14 protein-coding genes and 1 tRNA gene are annotated in these 22851 nt (G+C 62.6%); 11 read left to right on the top strand and 4 right to left on the bottom strand.

Translation table 11 applies throughout. From position 1 onward, the window contains the following. Window positions 1-14: 14 nt before the first annotated feature. The 3 genes from aspS to hisS form a co-directional block, all read right to left on the bottom strand. Window positions 15-1820 (bottom strand): aspartate--tRNA ligase, encoded by a 1806-nt coding sequence (gene aspS, locus OKA05_RS11470; protein WP_264487279.1) that lies wholly within the window; start codon window positions 1818-1820, stop codon window positions 15-17. A gap of 80 nt (window positions 1821-1900) precedes the next feature. Next, a complete protein-coding gene (locus OKA05_RS11465; RefSeq protein WP_264487278.1) occupies window positions 1901-2398 on the bottom strand; it encodes a GxxExxY protein in 498 nt (165 codons plus the stop codon). Next, entirely contained in the window at window positions 2331-3626 is a 1296-nt protein-coding gene (gene hisS, locus OKA05_RS11460) for a histidine--tRNA ligase (RefSeq protein WP_264487277.1), read from the bottom strand. Before hisS ends, OKA05_RS11465 begins: the two co-directional genes overlap by 68 nt. Before the next feature lie 170 nt (window positions 3627-3796). On the opposite strand from hisS, the gene recF reads away from it, so the two are divergent. Further along, window positions 3797-4858 carry a DNA replication/repair protein RecF gene (gene recF / locus OKA05_RS11455; RefSeq protein ID WP_264487276.1) on the top strand — a complete coding sequence of 354 codons (1062 nt, stop codon included), beginning with the start codon at window positions 3797-3799 and terminating at the stop codon, window positions 4856-4858. On the opposite strand, the gene OKA05_RS11450 is transcribed toward recF, so the two are convergent. Next, on the bottom strand, window positions 4859-5467 hold the full coding sequence (locus OKA05_RS11450) for a LysM peptidoglycan-binding domain-containing protein (protein ID WP_264487275.1): 609 nt from the start codon (window positions 5465-5467) through the stop codon (window positions 4859-4861). It lies immediately after the preceding gene. A 163-nt stretch (window positions 5468-5630) separates the two neighbouring features. Here OKA05_RS11450 and OKA05_RS11445 point away from each other — a divergent pair. The 10 genes from OKA05_RS11445 to OKA05_RS11400 all read left to right on the top strand — a co-directional run bounded on the left by OKA05_RS11445 (window position 5631) and on the right by OKA05_RS11400 (window position 22844). Next, window positions 5631-5703, top strand: a tRNA-Ala gene (locus OKA05_RS11445). A 389-nt stretch (window positions 5704-6092) separates the two neighbouring features. Continuing rightward, window positions 6093-6458, top strand: coding sequence for a hypothetical protein (locus OKA05_RS11440; RefSeq protein ID WP_264487274.1), 366 nt, complete (start codon window positions 6093-6095; stop codon window positions 6456-6458). Window positions 6459-6493: 35 nt separating this feature from the next. Continuing rightward, window positions 6494-6640 carry a hypothetical protein gene (locus OKA05_RS11435; protein WP_264487273.1) on the top strand — a complete coding sequence of 49 codons (147 nt, stop codon included), beginning with the start codon at window positions 6494-6496 and terminating at the stop codon, window positions 6638-6640. An 870-nt stretch (window positions 6641-7510) separates the two neighbouring features. Further along, complete coding sequence (locus OKA05_RS11430; protein ID WP_264487272.1) at window positions 7511-10891, top strand: hypothetical protein; 3381 nt, start codon at window positions 7511-7513, stop codon at window positions 10889-10891. Window positions 10892-10917: 26 nt separating this feature from the next. Next, a complete protein-coding gene (locus tag OKA05_RS11425; protein ID WP_264487271.1) occupies window positions 10918-11613 on the top strand; it encodes a hypothetical protein in 696 nt (231 codons plus the stop codon). Between the two features lie 155 nt (window positions 11614-11768). Continuing rightward, complete coding sequence (locus OKA05_RS11420; protein WP_264487270.1) at window positions 11769-13163, top strand: hypothetical protein; 1395 nt, start codon at window positions 11769-11771, stop codon at window positions 13161-13163. Window positions 13164-13197: 34 nt separating this feature from the next. Next, window positions 13198-16446 (top strand): DUF1553 domain-containing protein, encoded by a 3249-nt coding sequence (locus OKA05_RS11415; RefSeq protein ID WP_264487269.1) that lies wholly within the window; start codon window positions 13198-13200, stop codon window positions 16444-16446. A gap of 311 nt (window positions 16447-16757) precedes the next feature. Further along, on the top strand, window positions 16758-18209 hold the full coding sequence (locus tag OKA05_RS11410; RefSeq protein ID WP_264487268.1) for a DUF1501 domain-containing protein: 1452 nt from the start codon (window positions 16758-16760) through the stop codon (window positions 18207-18209). A 71-nt stretch (window positions 18210-18280) separates the two neighbouring features. Continuing rightward, window positions 18281-21391: a DUF1553 domain-containing protein gene (locus OKA05_RS11405; RefSeq protein ID WP_264487267.1), complete on the top strand. Its 3111-nt coding sequence runs from the start codon at window positions 18281-18283 to the stop codon at window positions 21389-21391. Between the two features lie 4 nt (window positions 21392-21395). Further along, a complete protein-coding gene (locus OKA05_RS11400; RefSeq protein ID WP_264487266.1) occupies window positions 21396-22844 on the top strand; it encodes a DUF1501 domain-containing protein in 1449 nt (482 codons plus the stop codon). The last annotated feature ends 7 nt before the right edge of the window (window positions 22845-22851 follow it).

Here is a 22851-nt window from a genome sequence, read left to right as displayed (position 1 = left end):
CCGGGTTGGCAGGTTTAACTTTGCACCACCGCGGCGGGTGCCGTGCCGGGCTTCTTCAGGGTCTGGATGCGCAGGTCGCGGAGCTGCTTGGGATCGACCTCGGCGGGCGATTGGCTCATGAGGTCGCTGCCCTTGTTGTTCTTCGGGAAGGCCATGACCTCGCGGATCGAGTGCTCGTTGCAGATCAGCATGACGAGGCGGTCGAGGCCGAGGGCGAGGCCGCCGTGCGGAGGGGCGCCGAAGCGGAAGGCATCGAGGATGTGGCCGAATTCCTCGGCTGCGGTTTCCTCGGAGATGCCGAGTGCCTTGAACATCGCGGACTGCAGCGGGCCTTCGTGGATCCGGATGGAACCACCGCCGAGCTCGTAGCCGTTCAAGACCACATCGTAGGCCTGGGCACGGAGATCGGTGGAGGGGCCTTCGGTCAGGAAGCGCTCCTCGTCTTCCTTGAGAGGGCGGGTGAAGGGGTGGTGCACGGCCACGAAGCCGCCGGTCTCCTCATCCTTCGCGAGCAGCGGGAATTCGGTAACCCAGAGGAAGTTCAGCTCTTCGTTGCCTTCGAGCAGGTTTTGCATCTCCGCGCAGGCAAGGCGCACGCGGCCGAGGATGTCGCAGGATTGATCCCAAGCGCCGGCGGCGAAGAGGATCAGGTCGCCGGTCTCGATGTTGAGCTTCTGCTTCATCGCCTCGATCTCCTCGGGCGAGAGGAACTTGGTGATGGGGGAGCGCCAAGTATCGACGGTCTCGCCGCGGACCTGGATGTAGGCGAGGCCCTTCGCGCCGGCCTGGATGGCGATTTGTTCCAGCGTCTTCACCTGGCCGGTGGAGATGTCGGAGAAGCCCTTCGCGTTGATGGCCTTGATGGTGCCACCGGAAGCGAGTGCGCCGGAGAAGACCTTGAAGGACGAGTTCGCGAAGACATCGCCGAGATCGGTGAGGTGGTAGCCAAAGCGACGGTCCGGCTTGTCGGAGCCGTAAGTGTTCATTGCGTCGTTGTAGGTGACGCGATCGAAGCTCTTCGGGATGTCCGCTCCGCGCGACTCCTTGAAGACGCGGCCGAGCAATCCTTCCACCAAGCCGATGATGTCGTCCTGATGGACGAAGGATGCTTCGATGTCGATCTGCGTGAACTCCGGCTGGCGGTCGGCGCGCAGGTCCTCGTCGCGGAAGCACTTGGCGATCTGGAAATACTTCTCCATGCCGCCGACCATGAGCAGTTGCTTGTACTGCTGCGGGGCCTGGGGCAGGGCGTAGAAGGAACCGGGCTGGAGGCGCGATGGGACGAGGAAGTCGCGTGCGCCTTCCGGTGTGGACTTGGAGAGGATCGGCGTCTCGATCTCGCAGAAGCCGTTTTCGTCGAGGTAATCGCGGGTCGCCTTGGTCACGCGGTGGCGCGTGCGCAGGTTCTGCGACATGCGCGGGCGGCGGATGTCGAGGTAGCGATAGCGCATGCGGATGTCCTCGTTGGACAGTTCCTTATCGAGCTGGAAGGGGAGGACGTCGGCCTTGTTCACCACCACGAGCTGGGTGGCGACAATTTCGATCTCGCCGGTGCCGAGCTTGTCGTTGGCCGTGCCTTCGAGGCGGTTGGCGACCTTACCGATGACCTGCACCACGTCTTCGCCGCGGAGCTTGTGACTGGCGGCAGCTGCTTCCGGACTTTCCTCCGGGCGGAAGACGCACTGCGTCAGGCCTTCGCGGTCGCGGAGGTCCACGAAGATGACGCCGCCCTGATCTCGCACGGTATTGACCCAGCCGATCAAGGTGACGGTTTCACCGATGTGGGCGGGGCGGAGTTCGTTGCAGTGGTGCGTGCGCATGGTGGGAAAGTTTGGCGGTGTTGGACTTGAAGTGTTTCAACCGCAGATGAACGGGATGAACGCAGATGGAAGAGATGAGATCAGGAATGGAGGTCCGGGGAATCGGGACGCGTGAGAGTAACCGGGCGGAACTGTAGCTTGGCGTGTTTGAAATTGAGGATGAGGCCGACCTGCAAGCCGGTTACCCTCAGGTAGTTCAACATCTTGCCGATCTCATGATCAGTGATTCTGTCGATGGTTTTCGCATCCACGACCACCTTGTCGAAAGCGGTGAGATCGGGAACGTATTCGCCAACTAACTCGCCGCGATAAGTCAGGGGGTAGCGCGGTTGCTGGAAAAAGGAAATCCCCCGGTGGCGGAACTCGACGACCAACCCATTCTCGTAAGGTTTTTCATGGAAGCCGTGACCCAATGCGTTCAAAACCGAAAAAGCGCATCCGATGATTGCTTCGGTTTCTTTCGCATGTGGTTCATCTGCGTCCATCCCGTTCATCTGCGGTTGAAATTCTTCAGGCAAGAAGCGGGCCGTCGGGTTGCTTGAGGCGGTCGACGAGCCAGTCGGCGAGGCCGAGGACATGGCAGCTTTCCTCGTTGCGGAAGGAGAGGTTCTTCAGCTTGAGCTCGGGCAGTTCGCTGCCGATGACGAGGGCGAAGCGGGCACCGCTGCGCTCGGCATTCTGGAACTGCTTGTTCACCTTCGCGGCGGAGAAGGGGAGGTCGCAGGAGATGCCGGCGTTGCGGAGTTCGCTGAGGATTTCGAGGGCCTCGGGGCGCTTCGAGTCGTCGGCGAGCACGAGGTAGATGTCGCAGGCGGCGGCATTGCGCTGGAGCCATGAGGCCATGTTCAGCTCGGCATGCGGGGTTTCCTCGATGAGATTGCGGATGACGTAGTCGCCCATGGCGAAGCCAGTCGCGGGCATCTCCACGCCGCCGTCGGAAATGACACCAACGAGGGTGTCGTAGCGGCCACCGCCGGCGACGGCGCGCATGCTCTTCCTTGAATCAAAGACCTCGAAGACGACGCCGGTGTAGTACGCCAGTCCTCGGACAATGGAGAGATCCAGCGAGAGGTATTCGCCCAGCCCGCGTGCGGTCAGTTCGGCACGGATGGTTTCGAAAGCGGATGACGCGTTCTCGGGGTTCGCGATGAAGGCGGTGACCTCGTCGGTGGTGAGGCCAATCGCGGAGAGCTTCTCCGCGGTGACCTCCGGCTTCTCGCGCTCCAGCTTGTCGATGATCTGGAGGAAATCCGGGATGCTCTCTTCCTTCACGCCGCGCTGCGACGCGAAGTCGAGCCATGCCTGGCGGTCGGAGACGCGCACGACGAAGTCCCCCGGCTGGAACCCGAAGGCGAGCATGGTGTCGATTGCCAAGGCGATCAGCTCGGCATCGGCCTGTGGGCCGGCTTCGCCGAGGATGTCGACGTTGAATTGGAAGAATTCCCGGCCGCGACCTTTCTGCGGCTTCTCGTAGCGGAAGCACTGGCCGATCTCGAACCACTTCAGCGGCTTCGGGAAATCGCGCTGATGCTGGGCGACGAGGCGTGCCAGCGAGGCCGTGACCTCGGGACGCAGGGTCACGTCGCGGCCGCCTTGGTCCTCGAAGCGGAAGAGCTGCGAGTTCAGCTCGCCTCCTGCCTTCTTCATATAGAGCGCGGTGTCCTCCAGCAGCGGCGTCTCGTATTCCACGAAGCCATAGCGGCGGGCGACCGAGCGCCAGATTTCGAACAAATAGTTACGGGCCGCGGTGTCTTTCGGGAGAAAGTCGCGGAATCCGGGAAGTGCTTGGAAACGAGGCCCTGCCATGAGCGGGCGGCGAGGATGCACGGCGGAGGCCAAGTAGCAAGTAGCGAGTGGGTGGGGGAGTAGCGAGTAGGTGGCAGCAAGTAGCGTGGGAGAACAGCCGTGGACATCTCGCTGCCTTGCCCGTGCCTTTCTCCCTTGCTACGGCCTACTTGCTACTCGCTACTCCCCCCGTGATCCGCACCCTGCGCGCTGTCGATTTCCGCTGTTTTTCCGGCCTTGCGCTGGAGATTCCGGAAGGCGGGGCCCTGTTCACGGGGGATAATGCCCAAGGGAAAACCTCCATTTTGGAGGCCGTCTGCGTGCTGGTCCGGCTCCACTCGCCGCGGACGCGGAAGATGCCCGCCATGGCCCGTATGGGCGGGGCAGGGGGCTTTGGTGTCGCCGGGGAGGCATGGGAGCAAGAGCGCCGGGTACGTTGGCAAAAGGCCTTTGAGCTTACGGTGGATGGCGAGGCGCGGGACGGCTCCGGCAGCTATCTGGCGGATGGCGGGCTGATCGTGTGGATGGGCAACGAAGACCTCGAGCTGGTCCGCGGTTCGGCGGAAACGCGGCGGCATTATCTCGATTTCATGGGGTCGCAGCTCGAGCCGGGCTATCGGACGGCCTTGGCTCGCTATCGACGGGCCTTGAAGGCGAAGAATCTGCTCCTGAAAGATCCGCGGCCCCGCGAGGACGAGATCCGCTCGTATGAGGAGGTCATGATTTCCGAGGGGACCCTGCTGGTGGAAGCACGGTCCCGGCTGGTGGAACTCATCTCACCCCGCGCCGCCGCTTCGCAGCGTGAGGTCAGTGGAAAGGAGGAGCTGCTCGCCATAGAATACCGGCCTGCGGGCGGGCATGATTTGCGGCTCGCCTTGGAACAGGCCCGCGACCGGGAACGTCGGCAGCGCCAGAGCTTTGTGGGCCCGCATCGCGACGACCTGCTGCTCTCGATCAATGGGCTGCCCGCCGGGGAATTCGCCAGCGAAGGCCAGCAGCGGACCCTCGCGCTTTCGCTCAAGCTCGCCCAAGGGGAGGCCCTCGCGGCAGTCCGCGGAAGTCTGCCGGTCTATTTGATCGACGACGTCTTCGGGGAGCTGGATCCCAGTCGCCGGAATGCCGTGCTACGCGTGCTTCCCACCGTGGCGCAGAAATGGATCACCACCACGCACCTCGGCTGGCTCGACGAGTCCGCCGGCTTGGAGGGCATGGCCCGCTTTGCCGTGAAAGCGGGCAGCATTGCGACCGCTTGATCAGCGGGGAATTACCAGTGCTTGGCCGGGGCGAATCGTCGCGCCTTTCACGCCATTGGCCTTCTGGATCGCGCTCACGCTGGTGCCGTAGCGCTTGGCGATGTTGTAGAGGTTTTCACCCGAGCGCACGGTGTGGCGCGCCGATTTCGGCTTCGACTTCGACACCACCTGCTTCTTGACGGTCGGCTTCGGCGTCGACTTGGCAACCGCGGTGGAGGTCTTGGGCTTCGTCGTGGTCTTGACAACGGTCGTGGTGGTTTTCGGCTTCGGCAGGCTCGCGGAGGAACCCGGCGTCGGCTTCTTGTAAACCACCGTGGTCGTCGTGCGGACCGTCTCGGGAGTCTCGTTCACCACCAGCACCGGAGTCTGCTGCGTCGTCACCGGCACGTCAGCCGCCGGGCGATCAGGCACGGCTTCGACGATTTCGGTATTGCCCTTGCGCCAGGCTGACGGGTTGTCGGCCCAAGCCTCGACGTAGTTGCCCCGGCTATCGAAGGGGCCCGTGCCGGAGGGGTTGGAAGCGCCGGCAAGACCGCCGCCACCATTGACGCAGGAGTTCAGGAAAAGGGAAAGAGATGCGGCGGGAAGGAGAAGCCAACGCGATTGCATGGGCCGCACTATGGGAAATTCGCGGCGCTTGGCAAAGCTTGATTATCCAGTGTTAGAATGCTGCGCTGGCGGAGGGGGGTGTGGAGCGGGCTGAAGTGCCCCCGATTTCCCCCTTGATTCCCTCCGTTAGCTCTGTCAACCCGTGTGCCGTCCCACCGGAAAAGGGGCATTAGCTCAGTTGGTAGAGCGCTTCGTTCGCAATGAAGAGGTCAGGAGTTCGAATCTCCTATGCTCCACTCCCCGGAAAGTCTTGGAATCAGCCCCGATCTAGGGGCTTTTTTCGTCTAGGGGCGAAAACGCCCGGTCCGGGGGCGGCCGTGGAAATCCGTCGAAATCCGGAAAAACGGTGCATTTTTGGCAACTGCTCTGGTACCTATTTAAGAAACATTAAGTATTTTCGGGATGCTAGTTCTGCGATGGCTTTATGAAGGGGCTAGGCCGGGCCAGAAACCGAGGGGCGGCATAATCTCCATGCCAGCGTCCAGTCCCGCGATCATGCTGCCGCCATGGCCTCGCCGTCTTCCAAGTCCCCGCCAACCGGTTACCCGGAGTATATGCAGTTCGTCGCGAGACGATCAGCCGCTGCTTCGAGCCACCGCTGCCACGGAGCACTTTCCATGATTTCGTGAACAAGGGAGTCATCATCCCGATGAAGGGGATCCGCGGGTTCTACCTGCTCAATGCCTCGCTGCGCCGGTTGGGTCTCCGGGAGGTGCCCAAGCGGCCTCAGGAACCGGCGACTCGCTCGCTGGAGGAAATCGTCCGGCTGGCCTTCAGCTTGATCGATCCGCTGCTGTTCCCGCCGCCCTCCTGGCTGTTGACGCTGGAGGAGTTGGACCTGAAGGACGCTGACCATGCGCGTCTACTGGCAGACCAGCACCGGGAAGCGGTCAACTCGCTGGAAGGCGCGGAATTGAAGATCGCCTACCTGGGTGGAGTGCTCGACGCGCAGGTGATCATAGAGGACGGCATGAACTCCGGCGCGAAGTAAGAGAGACAAGCCTGCTGCAGGTTACCGGGCTGTCGATGGACCTGCTTTCCCGCCTCGACGCGGCGGAGCTCGAGCCCTTCGTGGAGAACGAGGATCCTGTCGTCTTCAAAGCCGGCACTTACCCTCACGCCGCCAGATGCGCCCTCAGCTCGTCAGCGATCTTCTTCATCGTCCCGACGTAGGGGCGCCACTTCTCGTCGGAAATCCGGGAATGGAAGTAGATGGCAGGCTCCGTGCGGCCGAGCTCCGGCAGGCGCTGGAGCAGGGACTCCGCCGGGGTCTGATTACGCGGCCGTAGCTGAAGAAGGCGAAGTCGATGGAAGGGCTGCCTGCGTGGCTGATGAAGATGCTGGAGAAGGCGGCATGAAAAGATACTCGACGGCATTCGCGTTCCGCCGCGCGTTAGAAGACCGGCTTGCCGCCTCGGCCAAGGCGGAAGGCATCGACCTCCAGCGCATGAGAAGGCAGATACCAGCTGCGTGGCAAAGGCGACAAGCGGAAGCAGGATTTGTCGTAAAATAGCGGGTTAGCTCACGGATATCTGGTCTATCCGGTATTGCGTTGGCGCAATTTGATCGTTCGCGAACCTTGTTGCCCGAACTGTGCAGGGCTACTTTCAAGTGAGTCTGCTTAATGTGCAGAAAAATCCTTCACCAGGCCATCAGAGACATTCATGAAAGCCACTCCTCTCCCGTTTCTCGCTGGCTGCGCCTCGATCCACGGAGCTGTCATCACCGGAGTCGGCGCGACCGCGAGCCCCTACTTTGTTCCATTGGCCAATGGTATGCCGTGGCGAGCCTCTGGCCGGTGCACGACCCCGCGATGGGGGGGCGGTCGACACGAATACAAGAGGAGTTCGTCGATCGTATCTCATGGCGTAACTGCGTAGGCCAATCCCGATCAGCGACATTCGAATTGCCATGAAGACTCCTCCACCGATCTCGAGGGCCAGCCGGATAATTCGTCCGCAAGATGGAATCGTCGTTGCAAGGGGGTGCTGCGCCCGCCCGTCGGGAATGCCTCGTTCGTCCATGCCGGGAGGGTTCGCGCTGATGATCACGCTTTCTCTGACGGTGTTGCTGCTCGTCCTGGCGGTGGGCCTGCTCAGCTTGTCCACCATCTCGCTTCGAAACGGTGGTCGCGAATCGGAGGTATGGACCGCCAAGGCCAATGCCCGGCTCGCCTTGATGCTGGCGATTGGCGACCTGCAAAAGGAGCTGGGTCCGGACCAGCGGATCACGGCCCCATCTGGCATCCTTGCATCAGAGGAGGACGAGTCGTCCTCGCTTGCCCACCCCCAGCTTGCGGGGGTTTGGAGTGCGCGCGATGAGCAGCTTGGTAGGACGCCGGACTACGATCGGGACAAGCCGTTCCGCCGCTGGTTGGTTTCGTCGGATGACTCTGAGGCGCTGAGTAGCACCGGCTTCGCGGAGGGCGGCAGCTTCAAGTACCCGGTGAAGCTTGCCGGCGGTCATGAAGAAGCGGAACCGGTGCATGCCGGGGGCATCGATCTAACGGGCGCGAAGAGGAGTCAGACCGGTCGGCTGGCGTGGTGGGTCGGCGATGAAAACTGCAAGGGTTTCGTCAACCCGACATCCGAACTCGATCTGCAGAAGTCGCCCGTCACTGCGGACGTATTGTCCGCCGCGGGGACGCCGGGAGCGCATGGGGTGCAGGCGGTGGAAGAAGAGTTCCCGTCCAATACGCCGGAGGCTGCCAAGGTGATCTCCCGCAGCCAGACCGATCTGGCGGCCGCATCCCGCCTCGTCGGCGAGAAGTATTTCCACGATCTGTCACCCTATCCCCGAAGCGTGCTCACCAATGTTTCGAAGGGCGCATTGCGGGAAGACCTCAGCCTGTTCCTGGAGCAGTCGAGCCTCGATCGGGCACCGGCTTGGCCGTCCGCGGGACTCAGCGGACCGATGGGGCCGAACCGCAAGATCGCGCTGAGCGACGCCAATGAATACGACGTCCTGTCGTGGAAGAGCCTGGCCCACTACAGCCGCCTGCGCAACAAGGTCACTCTCGACAACGGCCGGCCGACCCTGACCGCCTTCAATGGCAGCACTGACGTCCAACCGGACGAACAGGTCAATCAGCGTTGGAACACCGGGACCCTGCGGCCGGCACCGGTTCTGATTCGCTGTCTCCTGTTCATTAGTTACGGCACCAAGCCCGATCCCGCCGATCCCCAGAAGCTGGCGGTGCGTTTCTACGCCTATCCGGTAATGACTCTCTGGAACCCCTATAACGTGGATCTGGTGGTGCCGGAATACAGCATGCTCTGGACGGCCATGCCAATGGAGCACGAAATGGTTGTCAATGGTCAGGTCCGCGGCGTCTTCGACTGGCGAAACGGCGGCCGTGGCAATGGCGTGCGGCCGATCGCCGACAAGCCTCTGCGCCTGCGCGCCGGCGAAGCCAAAGTCCTTACTCCGACGCGTTGGGAGTGGTTCCAGGCCATCCCGATGCACCATGCCCACATGATGGATACGGTGCCCTTCCGCTATTCACCCTCTTTTGCCGGCGGCGAATGGGGTAACGGCAATGGCCCAGGGCGGAGCGAGTCTTTGATTGATGTTAGCGGTGCACCCGCCGACCGCCTTGAAGTGAAGACGCGGGTCAAGCTGTTTGAAAATGGGGGGTCCGCCTATGCCAGTAACGGAGGGTACCAGTCGACCTTCGATATCAGGGGCAACCACTGTAAGGAGGGCGATGGCTCTTGGCAGACCTACCTTTGGTCATCAAAGGTATCCTGGCGCTATCAGGGTGACAGCCCGTCGCCCGACAAGCTTTCGAGCGACCGCTCGACGAGCACGTTCAGCAGTTTGTCGAATGCTCCGCGCCCCTTCATGGTGATGGATGCCCAGCTCAAGGCCTTGGACGAGACCGATCTGCCTAACAAAACGTGGGCCGATTGCATTCCGGGGCACGGCTTCCAAGGCGCGACGAACAGCGGGGGAAAGACCCCGTTTTCGGCAAGCGCTTACAAGCTGAGCTTTGAGTCGATCAACTCGTATCAAGAGGCTTCGAGCTATCTCCAGGTGACACCGGGCGATGCCACCCACACCTATTTCGGCGGCAGCCATCTCCCGCAGGGCGGGCAGTCGCTGATCACCGACATCGAAATCCCGATGGCACCTCTGACCTCGCTCGCCCAGTTGCAGCACCTGCCGCAGGCCTCGATTGACAACCTCTATTCGAGCGGCTTTTTCATGCAGAATCACGCGATTGGGAACTCCTTTGCCTCGCCGGGTGTGCCGTCGAATGCCGTGAAGGGGAACCGCGGCTGGCCATACTGGGTGGACATGTATCTGAACCAGTTCGGCGGGTCCATCCGCGGCGAAAAGTTCCCACCCGGAACTCTCCTCGAGCGGCCGAACATCGATCGTAGCTATGCTGCGAACCATCTGCTCTGGGACGATTATTTCTTCAGTTCGATGGCACCGAGGGATGGATTGCTGCGATCCGGCGGTAAAGCCGGCATCGAAGCGGTGGTCCGCGATTTCTACGAGAACGGCAAGCCTCTGCCCAACGAACGGTACCGTCCCTACCTCGCCCGGCCTGCTGAAAGCGTGATTGGCGAGCTCGTGAGCCGCGATCGGGCGGCTACCAATGGTTACAAGAAGTCGGCCGCCGCCTTGATGGTGGACGGCGGCTTCAATATCAATTCGGTGTCGGTGGAGGCATGGAAGTCGTTGCTCGCTTCCGCCCATCGCAAGCGGATGGGCGTGATGGAGTCGATGTCCGGCAAGCCGAGGGTTGAACCCCCGGGTAATTTCGTGGTCAGCCGCTTCAGCATGCCCAACGGCGGCTCCGCCGATGCTGCCAGCGGGAAAGCCGGGGAAGACCTGCGCTGGACCGGCTACCGTGAGCTCGATGAGGATCAGATCGATGCTCTGGCCAAGGCGATCGTCCGTCAGGTCAAAGCGCGCGGTCCCTTCCGCTCGCTAGGGGAATTCATCAACCGGCGGCTCGGTCCGGAAAACGACGAGCGGACTCTCTACGGCGCTCTGCAAGCGGCTCTTGAAGACCCCGACGTGGATATCAACGAGGACTTCAGTTCGTCCCGGATCACCGCAGCCGATCTGGAGGGCACCGCCTACGCCAACCCCAGCGCTGCCATGGGCTCACGCTATCAAGGCGCTCCCGCCTATGTTTGCCAAGCAGACCTGCTGGGACCGATCGCTCCGGTGCTCAATGCGCGTTCCGACACCTTTCTGGTGCGGGCATATGGCGAAGCTACTGCCGAGGATGGCACGGTGACCGCCCGTGCCTGGTGCGAAGCCGTGGTGCAGCGGGTGCCCGAGTATCTGGACAACACTGATCTGCCGGAGGTCGCGGCTGGTTCGCTTCGTTCCAACGTCAACCGGAGCTTCGGCCGCCGTTTCGACGTCACTTCGTTCCGGTGGCTGTCCGGGGAAGAGATTTGATTCCATCCCCCCTTCGTCGTCATCCAATGAATGCTCTCCTGCGATTGAAAAAGGGTGCTTGGCTCCGGCTCTTTGCGGTCGTCCTGCCATGGGTTGGCTCGATGTCTCTTCGGGCGGAGACTGCGGTCGTGTCCTTCCGGTCGGTATGTTTTGATCCAAAGGGGGGGGCACCGCCGGTCCTCTTCGTCGGGACGGGTAAGGGCAGGGAGAGTATCAGAACTTCGAAGAACGACATCGGAGGACCGCACAAGGGTGCCTTGCGCGACGATACCTTCGTCGATTTTTTCACGACGGAGTCCGATGAGAAGCCGGTGTTATCCGTGAAGGTGCCTGCGGAAGGACGCGAGCGGCTGCTGTTCATGATCGTTCCCGCCGGCAAAGGCTACCAGGGAAGCGCGGTGTCCCTGCCGGCAACGGGCTTCGACGGCGGCGCGACGCTGGTCTTCAATCTCTGCCAGATAGAGGCGGCCGTCCGCTTGGGCGAAGGCTCGCCCCAGAGTTTTGTTCCCGGCAGCCACCGTCTATTGACGGGAGCGGCGGGAAAGAAAGATGACATGATCGCCGTGCAAATCCTGACCCGGAAGGCAGGCGGAGTTTGGGAGGTGGTGCAAAGCACCCGCTGGGCCATGGACCAGCGCTTCCGCTCGTATGTCTTTCTCTACACATCTCAGAAAGCGGGCCGGGTCGCCTTGCTCGGCATTCCCGAGCGCTTGTCCGACTGAACCGGATGCGGTTCTCCCGGCTTCCTCCATCGAGTGCAATGATGAGTTCTCACAGCAATTCAGGCCAGTCCCCGCCGGAGCGGTTTGACCTTCGGTCCGCGGAATTCCGCAGCCTGGACACGGACGAGCCCGCAGTGGCGGCGCGTGTCTCTGCGATGAAGCATGTCGTCCGTCCGGCACCTGCAAGTCCACCGAACGGCCCGATCAAGGGCCAGCTCCCGCCGACCCCGATTGGTTCGTCATCGAAGGCCGGACTCAAGATGCCAGTCACGGGGCCGAAGCAGGCATCGGTGGCGGCAGTGCCGAAGCCGATCGCCCGCCCAAAGCCTGCGCCTGCCGGAGACGCTGATCACGGCAAAGCAAAAGGAGTGTGGCGGAAATTGGGCGGCAGCGCGCTCTCCATTTCCTTGTTGGCGCACGCGGTCTTCATCCTGTTGGCGATCTTCCTCTTCATCCGTTGGATCGAGCCGCCACAGGAAAAAATCGATTTTATTCCCGGTGGTGGAGGCGGAGGAAGCGCCGGTTCTGAAGTCAGCCACAAGATTCAGCAGAAGGTGCGGCAGCAAATGACTCCCACCGTCTTGTCGAAGCGCATTGCGTCCACCAGCCTCACGGCTGAATTTTCCCTTCCGGATTCCTCGAACGAACTTCCGGACCCCTCCTTGCCGATTGAAATGGCAGCAGCCTCTTTGGGCAAGGGCGGGGGAGCCGGCGGCGGAAGCGGCACGGGGATTGGAACCGGCGCGGGTCGCGGGACGGGACCGGGCAGTGGGCTCGGCATCGGCCAGGGGTTCATGGACCCCAATCCCTTCGGCACCACGGGTGGCGCGGGATTGGTCGGCACCTTCTATGATTTCAAACGGGACCAGAAAAACAAGGACACCGGAGTCAAAGCCCCTGACGAAAAGGACTACACGTCGATCGTGAGAGGATTTATCAAAAGCTCGAAGTGGGCTCCACCTTCAAAGCACAAGCACTTCACGGCCGACACCAAACTTCGCTCGAAGGCGTTCACCTATCAGCTAATGCAGGATACGGAGGCGGCCAAGGCGTTTCAATGTCCCGATTCCGGTCCGGGCATGTGGGTGGCCCACTACACCGGCAGGGTGAAGGTGACCGAAACCGGTATCTTCCGATTTGTCGGATGGGGAGACAACTGCATGGTCATCGGTTTCGACAGCAAGGTGGTGTTCGACTCGTCCTTCTGGCATTTCACCCGGAGCCCCCGTGAACTGGTGGGGAACGGTGTTCCTGGACATCCCACGCTCCCTATTTATTCGGGCGAGTGGATCGAGTTGCGGAAAGGACAGTCGATCAAAGTGGACGTCCTCATCGGTGACGCCGGAGGAGTCTTCACGGTGGCTGCCATGATTGAGAAGCAAGGTGCATCCTTCACTCGTGCTCCAAATGGTATTCCAAACCTTCCCATCTTCTTGGTCGCGGATCTGGAAGAGAAAGAGAAGGCGCTCTACCCATTTCTTTCCCCGGAGTCTCTGAACCGGACGCTCTTCCAAGCAGATGTGAACCCCATGGGCGAGTTCGGCTTCTGAGCATTCTTCTGCAACCGTACGAATCCTATTCGACATGACTTTTGAGTTCCCATTCCTTCGCAAGATTGTCCCGTGGACCATTGTGGCTTCGGCCGCGGCCTTCTGGGGCGTTGCGGCTTCAGGTCGTGTTGGCGCGGTGGAAGCTCCGGTGGACGGTGGCGGAGGCCGTGGCCCGCGCCTTCCAGACATCATCTCGTTCAACGAACACGTCCAGCCGCTGCTTTCCGAGAACTGCTACCATTGCCACGGGCCGGACAGCGGCACCCGCGAGCCGAAAAAGGCACCCCTGCGTCTCGATCGCGAGGCGGACGCCTTTGCGCCGCGGGAGGATGGCGAACCAGTGATCTTGAAGGGCAAGCCCGCCGAGTCGCGGCTGGTCCAGCTCATCCACGAGAAGGATCCGGAAAAGATCATGCCGCCGCCGGCTTCCCACAAGACGCTGGGACCGGAGGAGATCGCCTTGCTGGAAAAATGGGTTGAGCAAGGGGCTCCGTACGAAGCGCATTGGTCCTTCATCCCGGTGAAGCGCCCGGAGCTGCCCGAAGCGGGCAAGGCCTGGGCGGCCAACCCGATTGACCCTTTCATTGCTGCAAAACTCGGCGAGCAAGGACTCAAGCCAAACGTGCCCGAGGAATTGGCGCGCTTCTACCGCCGGATGCATCTGGATCTAACCGGACTGCCGCCTGCCCCTGAGGCGGTGGCGACCTTCGAACAAGCGGCCAAGGTCAATCCACAAGCGGCAATCGAACAGGCTGCCGACCAGTTGCTCGCCACCACCGCCAGCGCCGAGCACTTCGCCCGCCATTGGCTGGACGCCGCCCGCTACGCCGATACCCATGGCATCCACATCGACAACTTCCGGTCGATCTGGCCGTACCGCGACTGGGTGGTGCGCGCCTTCGCGGCGAACATGCCGTGGGATCAATTCACCACCGAGCAGATCGCCGGCGACCTGCTCCCGAACCGCACGCTCGATCAGCAAGTGGCTACCGGCTTCTCGCGCTGTCTTGCGACCACCGGAGAAGGCGGGGCCATTGCCGATGAGTACGATGCCATCTACGCCAAGGACCGAGTGGAAACCGTTTCCGCCGTTTGGCTAGGCCTGACCACCGGCTGTGCGGCCTGCCACGACCACAAGTTCGATCCGGTTTCGACCAAGGAGTTCTACTCGCTGACCGCCTTCTTCCGGAACACGCCGATGTCAGCGCTGGACGGAAACAATGCCAATCATCCGCCGAACGTCATGGTGCCGCTGCCGGAGGACCGCGAGCGCCTGACGGCCCTTCCCGGGGAGATCGCGGAGCAGGAACGCAAGATCGCGGCCCGCAAGGATGCGGTCAGGAATGACTTCGGGCACTGGCTGAAAACTGCAAGGAGCGGCCGGTCCGCCGCGGCCGATTCCACGCTGGCCGTGCACCTGCCGCTGGATGAAGACGACGGCCCGCTGCGTGGCAAGGCGGGGGGAACCTCAAAGCAATGGGAGGCGAAGCTCTCGCGGGTGAATGCTCCATCCGGCAAGGCGGCGCAAGTGAGCGACGGGATTGTGGACCTCGGGGACTTTGCGGGCTTCAAGCGCGACGAAGGCGTGAGCTACGGCGGCCTCATCCGCATTGAGGGTCAGCCAACCGGAGCGGTGATCGCGCGGATGGATCCCAATCAGGCCTTCCGCGGCTGGGATCTCTATCTGCAAGGCGGCGTGCCAGCCGCCCACGTCATCGACACCTGGCCCGCCAAGGGAAGCAAGATCAACGGTGGCGATCCGCTGACGCCGAATGAATGGCATCACGTGATGGTGACTTTCGACGGCACTCAACCCTCCGCCAAGGTGCTGGAGCTCTACGTGGACGGCAGGAAGGTGAAGACCTCGTTCGATGCGAACAGCGTGGGACCGGAAATCGAAACAAAGGTTCCGCTGCGCCTCGGCTCGCGTGAAGGCGGCGATTCGAAACTCAACGGCAAGGTGGCGCTCCAGGATTTCCGCTTCTACCGCCGCCTGCTTTCGCAGCAGGAAATTTCCATGCTCGCCCAAGATGGATTGGTGCGGGGCATTCTCGCGAAGAGACCGGAACAGCGGACCAAGGAGCAGATGGATTCGTTGTTTCGCTATTATCTGACGACGGTCGATCAACCGTCGCGCGAACTGCAGTCCGGACTCGATGTGCTGAAGGCCGAACAAAGCACCCTTGGCAACCGGGGCACGGTGTCGCTGGTCATGGCGGAGAAGCCCGGCGAGCCCTTCGCCCACGTGCTGACCCGCGGGGTCTATTCGGACAAGGGCGAGAAGGTCGCGCCTACCACACCCGCCGTACTTCCGCCGATGGCGGCCGACGCGCCGAAGAATCGCCTCGGCCTCGCTCGCTGGTTGAGCGATCCCGCCAATCCTTTGCCCGCACGGGTGACGATGAACCGTACCTGGTACTATTTCTTCGGCACCGGGATTGTCGAAACCAACGACGATTTCGGCATCATGGGCGCACGGCCCAGCCACCCGAAGTTGCTCGATTGGCTGGCGGCCGAGTTCGTCGACTCGAAGTGGGACTACCGGCACATGCTGAAGCTCATCGTGACCTCGGCGGCCTACCGGCAATCGGGCGCCGTCTCACCGGAGAAGCTCGAGAAAGATCCGTCGAATCGCTTGGTCTCCCGTGGCCCGCGCTTCAGGATGGATGCGGAGGTGATCCGCGACACCGCCCTTTCCGCGGCCGGCCTGCTTTCGCCCAAGGTAGGTGGTGCACCGGTGAAGCCGTATCAACCGGAAGGCGTGTGGGAGGCGGTGGCGATGAAGGAATCGAACACTAAGAACTACAAGCAGGACGCGGGCGAGGCGCTCTACCGGCGCTCGCTCTATACCCTGTGGAAGCGCACCGCGCCCCACCCGGCGATGGAGATCATGAACGCGCCGAGCCGTGAAGTCTTCTGCGTGCGCCGCGACCGGACCAACACGCCGCTCCAGGCCTTCGTGACGCTAAACGATCCGCAATTCGTCGAGGCTTCGCGACGGCTCGCGGAGCACACGATGGCCGCGGTCGCCGATCCGTCGCAGCGCATCGACTACATGACGACACGCCTGATGTCGCGCAGCCTGACGGCAGAGGAGCGCAAGGTGGTTCAGGACACGTATGAGTCCGCTCTTGCGGCCTACCACGCGGATGCCAAGGAGGCACAGGCGATGATCTCCACCGGCGAGACCAAGGCCGATCCGAAGCTGGATGTCCCGCAACTTGCCGCATGGACGCTCGTGGCGAGCCAGTTGTTAAACCTCGACGAGACGCTGAACAAGTAAGCACCGAGGCCAGTCCCGACCCTTCTTTTGCGCATGGTTTTCTCTCGCGACACGCTATCGGCCCCTTCCCCCGGGTTGATTCATGTAACCAAGCCTGCGGCTTGCCTCTTGCTCATGCTGGATGCGCTTGAGGCGGACCTGGCGGCCTATTGCGCGGCTGCCCTGAAGGCGAATGCGAGGGGCAACGGGGACCATACCCGGACATCGAAAAAAGCGTGGGCGCTTGTCTCCAGTCAACTTTTCCCATCCGACGAATCTCAGCAAAGGGGGACGAGTCTCCCCGCCGTCGTCACCCCGATCCACCCGCGCCGATGAACCCGATCACCGACTACAACTCTGCCATCACCCGCCGACAGTTCTTCCGTAAGAACGGCACCGGCCTCGGTGTCGCCGCGCTGTCCTCGCTGCTCGGCGGTGGCCAGGCGTTTTCCTCGTCGATGGAGGATGCGCTGCCGCACATCGCGCCGAAGGCGAAGCGCGCGATCTACATCTCGCTCATTGGCGCGCCCTCACAGCTCGATCTTTTCGACTACAAGCCGGACCTCAAAAAGCGCTTCAAGGAAAACCTCAAGGACTGGCTGGCCAAGGAAGGCCAGCGACTCACCGGGATGACCTCTGGCCAAGGGTCCTTCCCGCTGGCACCAACGATTTTCAAGTTCGACCAGCATGGCCAAGGAGGCGCGTGGATCAGCGAGTTGCTGCCGTGGACCGCGAAGATGGCCGACGACATCTGCATCATCAAATCGATGCACACCGAGGCAATCAACCACGAGCCCGCCAACCAGCTTGTTTACACCGGCTCGATGCAATCCGGCAAAGCGTCCATCGGCTCATGGCTGTCCTATGGCCTCGGCAGCATGAACGAGGATTTGCCGAGTTTCGTAGTGCTGCATGCCAACCACAGCTCGCCCTACTCGAATGTCCAGGCTATCTCCGCACGCTTGTGGGGATCCGGCTACCTGCCGGGCAAGCACGCCGGCGTGGCGCTGCGCTCGAAGGGCGATCCGGTGCTCTACCTTCAGGATTCTCCCGGCGTCTCCCGCGAGTTGCGGCGCAAGATGCTCGATGGCCTCAACGCGATAAACCAGCGGTCCTACGAGATCGTCGGTGATCCGGAAATTCAGACCCGCATCCAGCAGTACGAGATGGCCTTCCGCATGCAGGCCTCGGTGCCGGAACTGGCTGACATGTCGGGCGAACCGGAACACGTCCACGAACTCTACGGCAAGGACAGCAAGGTCGGCGGCACCTTCGCCAGCTCGGCCCTGATGGCGCGGCGTTTGTTGGAACGTGGCACCCGCTTTGTGCAGATCTTCCACCGCGGCTGGGACCAGCACGGCGACCTGCCGCGCGACCTGCGCTCGCAATGCCTGGACGTCGATCAGGGCATCTACGGCCTGATCCAGGACCTCAAGCAACGCGGGATGCTTGAGGACACGCTGGTGATCTTCGGCGGCGAATTCGGCCGGACGGTCTATTGCCAAGGAGCGCTGAACGAAACCAACTACGGCCGCGACCACCACCCTCGCTGCTTCTCGCTGTGGATGGCCGGGGGGGGCATCAAGGGCGGGCAGGTCTATGGCGAGACCGACGAGATGAGTTACAACATCGTCCAGGATCCGGTGCACATCCGCGACCTGCACGCGACGATTTTGAACCAGCTCGGCCTCAGCCACGAGAGGTTGGCCTTCAAGTTCCAAGGTCTGGACCAGAAGCTCACCGGCGTGGAACCGGCCAAGGTGGTGAAGGACATCCTCGCGTAGCTATGGCCAGCGAAAGCCTCTCCCAATTTGTAGGGCCCCGCAAAATTTGGTGCCCCGACCCGAGTTTACACGTGAAACGACTTCTTTCCTTCCTTCTAATCTCCGCAGCCTCTGCTTCCGAGGAACCGCTGTCCTACGCCTTCGACGTGCGGCCGATCTTGTCGGACCGCTGTTTCGGCTGTCACGGACCCGATGGGGACAAGGGCCGCGAGGCCGGGCTGCGGCTCGACACCTTTGAAGGAGCGACGACCAAGCTGGATAGCGGTGAACGGGCGATCGTGCCCGGCGACCTCAAGGCCAGCGCGATGGTCGCCCGCATCCGTTCGCACGATCCGGAAGAGATCATGCCGCCCGCCAAGCTCAACCGCCCGCTGACCGATGCGGAGCGGGACATTCTGGTCCGCTGGATCGAGCAAGGCGCGGCCTATGAGCGGCACTGGGCTTTCGTCGCGCCGAAGAAGCACGAGCCGCCCGCGGTGAAGGATTCCGCCTGGAGCAAGGACGACATCGACCGCTTCGTGCTCGGCAAGCTGGAGAAGGAGAAGCTTTCGCCGAATCCGGAAGCCGATCGCGCCACGCTGCTGCGCCGGGCATCGCTTACTCTAACAGGTCTGCCGCCGTCGCCGGAGCAACTGCAGGCCTATATCGAGGATGCATCGCCGGACGCGTATGAAAAGCAGGTGGATGCCTTGCTCGCCTCGCCGCGCTATGGCGAGCGGATGGCGCAGGACTGGCTGGATGTGGCGCGCTTCGCGGACACCTACGGCTACCAGTCGGATGCCAATTGCTTCGTGTGGCCGTGGCGGGATTGGGTGATCGGCGCGTTCAACTCGAACCTGTCCTACGACAAGTTTGCAAGCTGGCAGGTCGCCGGCGACCTGCTGCCGGATGCGACCCAGGAGCAGAAGCTGGCCACGATGTTCAATCGCCTGCACCGCCAGACGCAGGAAGGCGGATCGATCGAAGCGGAGTTCCGCCAGGAGAACGTGTCGGACCGTGTGCACACCTTCGGCACCGCCTTCCTCGGGCTGACGATGGAGTGCTCCAAGTGCCACGACCACAAGTACGACCCGCTGCCGCAGAGCGACTATTACAGCATGGCGTCGATGTTCGGGCAGATCGACGAGAACGGGCTTTATCCATTCTCCCTCTCGACCAGCGCTCCCGAGCCATCGATGCGGCTGCAGAAGCCGGAGCACGGGCCGGAGATCGCGAAGCGTCGCGCTGCGCTGGAGGCGGCGGAGAAGCATCTCCGTGAACTGCCCGCCAGCCGCGAAGCTGCCTTTGAAGCGTGGTTCGCTGCGAAGCCCACGATTTCGCTCACGCCGCGCGCCGGCCACTATCCGCTGGATGCGGCGGCACCGCTCGCAAACCTCGTTCCCAACGGCCAGCCTGCCGCGGTCTCCGGCGGACAGTTGAAGAACGTGCCCGGCGATGCCGTGGAGTTTGATGGCGATACGGAATTGCATCTCAAGGGAATCGCCGGAGTGACCCGGCACGATCCGCTTTCGGTGTCGCTGAAGATCTTCAGCCCGGATGCGAAGGATCGGGCGGTGATCCTGCAAAGCGGTCCGGCGATGTTTTCCCAGGTTGCGGACGCGTCGGGATTCGAGCTGCTGTTAGAGAAGGGCAAGCTGCGCTGGAGTTGCATCCACCTGTGGCCGGGTTGCGCCGCGTCGATCGAAACGAGCGAGCCATTCCCGGTCGGCAAGTGGGTGCAGGTGACGGTGACCTACGATGGGACTTCGCGAGCTGGCGGATTGAAGATGTACTTCGACGGCAAGCCGGCCGTCACCGCGGTCGTGACCGACCAGTTGGACAAGAACATCACCGCGGGTGAATTCCGTCTCGGGGCCCGGCCGCGCGACGACCGCGGATTCGCCCAAGGGCAGATCGACGAGCTTTCGGTCTTCCGCGACGAACTCGTGGCAATGGAAGTCGCCGCGCTCTCGAGTGGCTCTCCCGACAAGATCGCCGAGGCGGCGAGGACCGGCAATGCCGCGGCCAAGGACGGCCTCCGCGACTACTACCTCCGCCATGTCGATCCCGAGATGGCCGCCGCGCGGACGGCTGTGACCGCGGCGAGAAAGAACCTCCACGACAACTACCTCGATCACATCCCGCTGATCATGGTGATGGAGGAAAGCCCGGTGCCGAAGCAGCACTACATACTCACCCGCGGCGACTACGCTTCTCCCGATCTCACCAAGCCGGTGCAGCCATCGCCACCGTCCGCGGTGATGCCTTTCCCGGCGGATGCCCCCAAGAACCGCCTCGGCCTTGCGAACTGGATGACCGACCCTGCCAATCCGCTGGTCTCGCGCGTGGCGGTGAACCGCTTCTGGATGATGTGCTTCGGCAACGGCATCGTGCCGACGCAGGAAAACTTCGGCCTGCAGGGCGACGCGCCGAGCCATGCGCAGTTGCTCGATACCCTCTCGTACGACTTCGTGGCCTCGGGTTGGGACGTGAAGAAGCTGCTCAAGCGCATCGTGATGAGCTCGACCTTCCGCCAGTCGTCGAGCAACACCGCGGAGAAGTTGGAGCGCGATCCGGCGAATCGCTTGCTGGCACGCGGCCCGGCCTATCGCCTGTCGGGTGAGGCGATCCGCGATCAGGCGCTCTTTGCTGCGGGGCTGCTCGTTGAGAAAGTGGGTGGACCCAGCGTGAAGCCATGGCAGCCGCCGGGCGTCTGGTCGGAAGCCGGGGCCTCGGGTGGTGACTATGTGCCCGACAAGGGGGAGGGGCTCTATCGCCGCACCCTGTATACTTTCCGGAAACGGACTGCACCACCGCCGATGTTGACCACGCTCGATGCGGGAAGCCGCGAGATTTGCCAGGCGCGGCGATTGACGACGAACACGCCGCTCCAGCCGCTCATCTTCCTCAACGACCAGAGCTTCTTCGAATGCGCGCGGAAGCTGGCGGAGCGTTGCGTGGCGCAAGCTCCGGGCGATGCGGCCGCCCAGTGCGACCGTGCCTTTGCCATTCTGGCATGCCGGGCACCGCGGCCGGCCGAGCGGGCGGCGATCGCCGAACTTCACGCGGCCCAGAGGGCGACCTACGAAAAGGACCGCGCCGCCGCCCTCAGCGTGGCCGGCAAGGACGATCCATCGCTCGCCGCACTCGTGGTCGTCTGTTCCACGCTGCTCACCTCGGACGCCGTCATCACCAACCGCTAGTCCCATGAAACCGATTCGTCCAAGCTACGACCAATTGATGGGACTGACCCGCCGCCACTTCCTCGGCAAGAGCGGACTCGGTCTCGGTGCCATGGCCTTGTCGAACCTGTTAGGTTCGGGCAAGGCAGCGGCTTCCACCGGCGGGAGCCTCGGCGCGCCGCATCATTTCGCGAAGGTGAAGCGGGTCATCTACCTGTTTCAAGCCGGCGGTCCGTCGCACTTGGAGACCTTCGACTACAAGCCGCTGCTGCGCCAGGGACATGGCAAGGCGCTGCCCAAGGAAGTCATCGGCAACCAGCGGCTCTCGACGATGAGTGGCAACCAGAGCCTGCTGCCGATGGCCGGCTCCTTCGCCGACTTCTCGAAGCATGGCCGCAGTGGCATGGAGATCTGCAACACGCTGCCCTTCACGCAAAAAATCGCCGACGAGATCTGCGTGATCCGCACGATGCACACCGAGGCGATCAACCACGACCCGGCGATCACCTTCTTCTGCTCCGGCAACCAGATCCCCGGGCGACCGTCGATGGGTTCCTGGGCCTCGTATGGCCTGGGCAGTCTCAACGCCAACCTGCCCGCCTTCATTGTCCTCGTTTCGAAGAATGGCAGCCGCGACCAGCCGCTCTACACCCGGCTGTGGGGTTCCGGCTTCCTCCCGAGCGAGCACCAGGGCGTGCAGTTCCGCTCCGGCAAGGAACCGGTGCTCTATCTGACGAATCCCGAAGGCGTCTCGCCGCACATCCGGCGCGGGATGTTAGACGCCTTGGGCAAACTCAATCGTGACCAAGCCGCGCACGAACTGGATCCGGAGATCGATGCCCGCATCGCGCAGGCGGAAATGGCGTTCCGGATGCAGACCAGTGTGCCGGATGCCACCGATCTCTCGGACGAAACCGAGGAGACCTTCAATCTCTACGGTCCCGATTCGAAGACGCCGGGGACCTACGCCGCGAATTGCCTGCTCGCGCGCCGCCTGATCGAGCGCGACGTCCGTTTCGTACAGCTCTTCCACCAGGGGTGGGACCAGCACGGCGACGTCGTCGGTGGCATCACCCGCCAGTGCAAGCAGACCGACCAGGCCTCGGCCGCTCTGGTGATGGATCTCAAGCGCCGTGGATTGTTAGAAGACACGCTGGTCGTGTGGGGCGGCGAATTCGGCCGCACCGCGTATTGCCAGGGCAAGATGAGCGGCAACAACTACGGCCGCGACCACCATCCGCGCTGCTTCAGCATCTGGCTCGCCGGTGCGGGCGTGAAGGCCGGCGTCACCCACGGCACCACCGACGACTACGGCTACAACATCGTCGATGGCGGCGTTCATGTCCACGACCTCCACGCGACGATGCTCCACCTCATGGGTGTCGAGCATGAGAAGCTCGTTTACAAATTCCAAGGCCGCTACTTCCGCCTGACCGACGTCGCCGGACACATCGTGAAGGATGTGCTGGCGTGACCTGTAG

The sequence above is a fragment of the Luteolibacter arcticus genome (genome assembly GCF_025950235.1).
In the GTDB taxonomy this organism is placed as follows: Bacteria; Verrucomicrobiota; Verrucomicrobiia; order Verrucomicrobiales; family Akkermansiaceae; genus Haloferula; species Haloferula arctica.
The sequence above is the reverse complement of the archived record's forward strand: the minus strand, read 5'-3'. Positions and strand labels throughout refer to the sequence as shown.

Coding starts and splice junctions, on each gene's coding strand:
- hisS (WP_264487277.1), bottom strand. CDS start 3,626: ATGGCAGGGCCTCGTTTCCAAGCACTTCCCGGATTCCGCGACTTTCTC.
- OKA05_RS11435 (WP_264487273.1), top strand. CDS start 6,494: ATGGACCTGCTTTCCCGCCTCGACGCGGCGGAGCTCGAGCCCTTCGTG.
- OKA05_RS11400 (WP_264487266.1), top strand. CDS start 21,396: ATGAAACCGATTCGTCCAAGCTACGACCAATTGATGGGACTGACCCGC.
- OKA05_RS11430 (WP_264487272.1), top strand. CDS start 7,511: ATGATCACGCTTTCTCTGACGGTGTTGCTGCTCGTCCTGGCGGTGGGC.
- OKA05_RS11425 (WP_264487271.1), top strand. CDS start 10,918: ATGAATGCTCTCCTGCGATTGAAAAAGGGTGCTTGGCTCCGGCTCTTT.
- aspS (WP_264487279.1), bottom strand. CDS start 1,820: ATGCGCACGCACCACTGCAACGAACTCCGCCCCGCCCACATCGGTGAA.
- OKA05_RS11450 (WP_264487275.1), bottom strand. CDS start 5,467: ATGCAATCGCGTTGGCTTCTCCTTCCCGCCGCATCTCTTTCCCTTTTC.
- OKA05_RS11410 (WP_264487268.1), top strand. CDS start 16,758: ATGAACCCGATCACCGACTACAACTCTGCCATCACCCGCCGACAGTTC.
- OKA05_RS11465 (WP_264487278.1), bottom strand. CDS start 2,398: ATGTCCTCGGCCTCGCCGACTGGCTCGTCGACCGCCTCAAGCAACCCG.
- OKA05_RS11415 (WP_264487269.1), top strand. CDS start 13,198: ATGACTTTTGAGTTCCCATTCCTTCGCAAGATTGTCCCGTGGACCATT.
- OKA05_RS11420 (WP_264487270.1), top strand. CDS start 11,769: ATGAAGCATGTCGTCCGTCCGGCACCTGCAAGTCCACCGAACGGCCCG.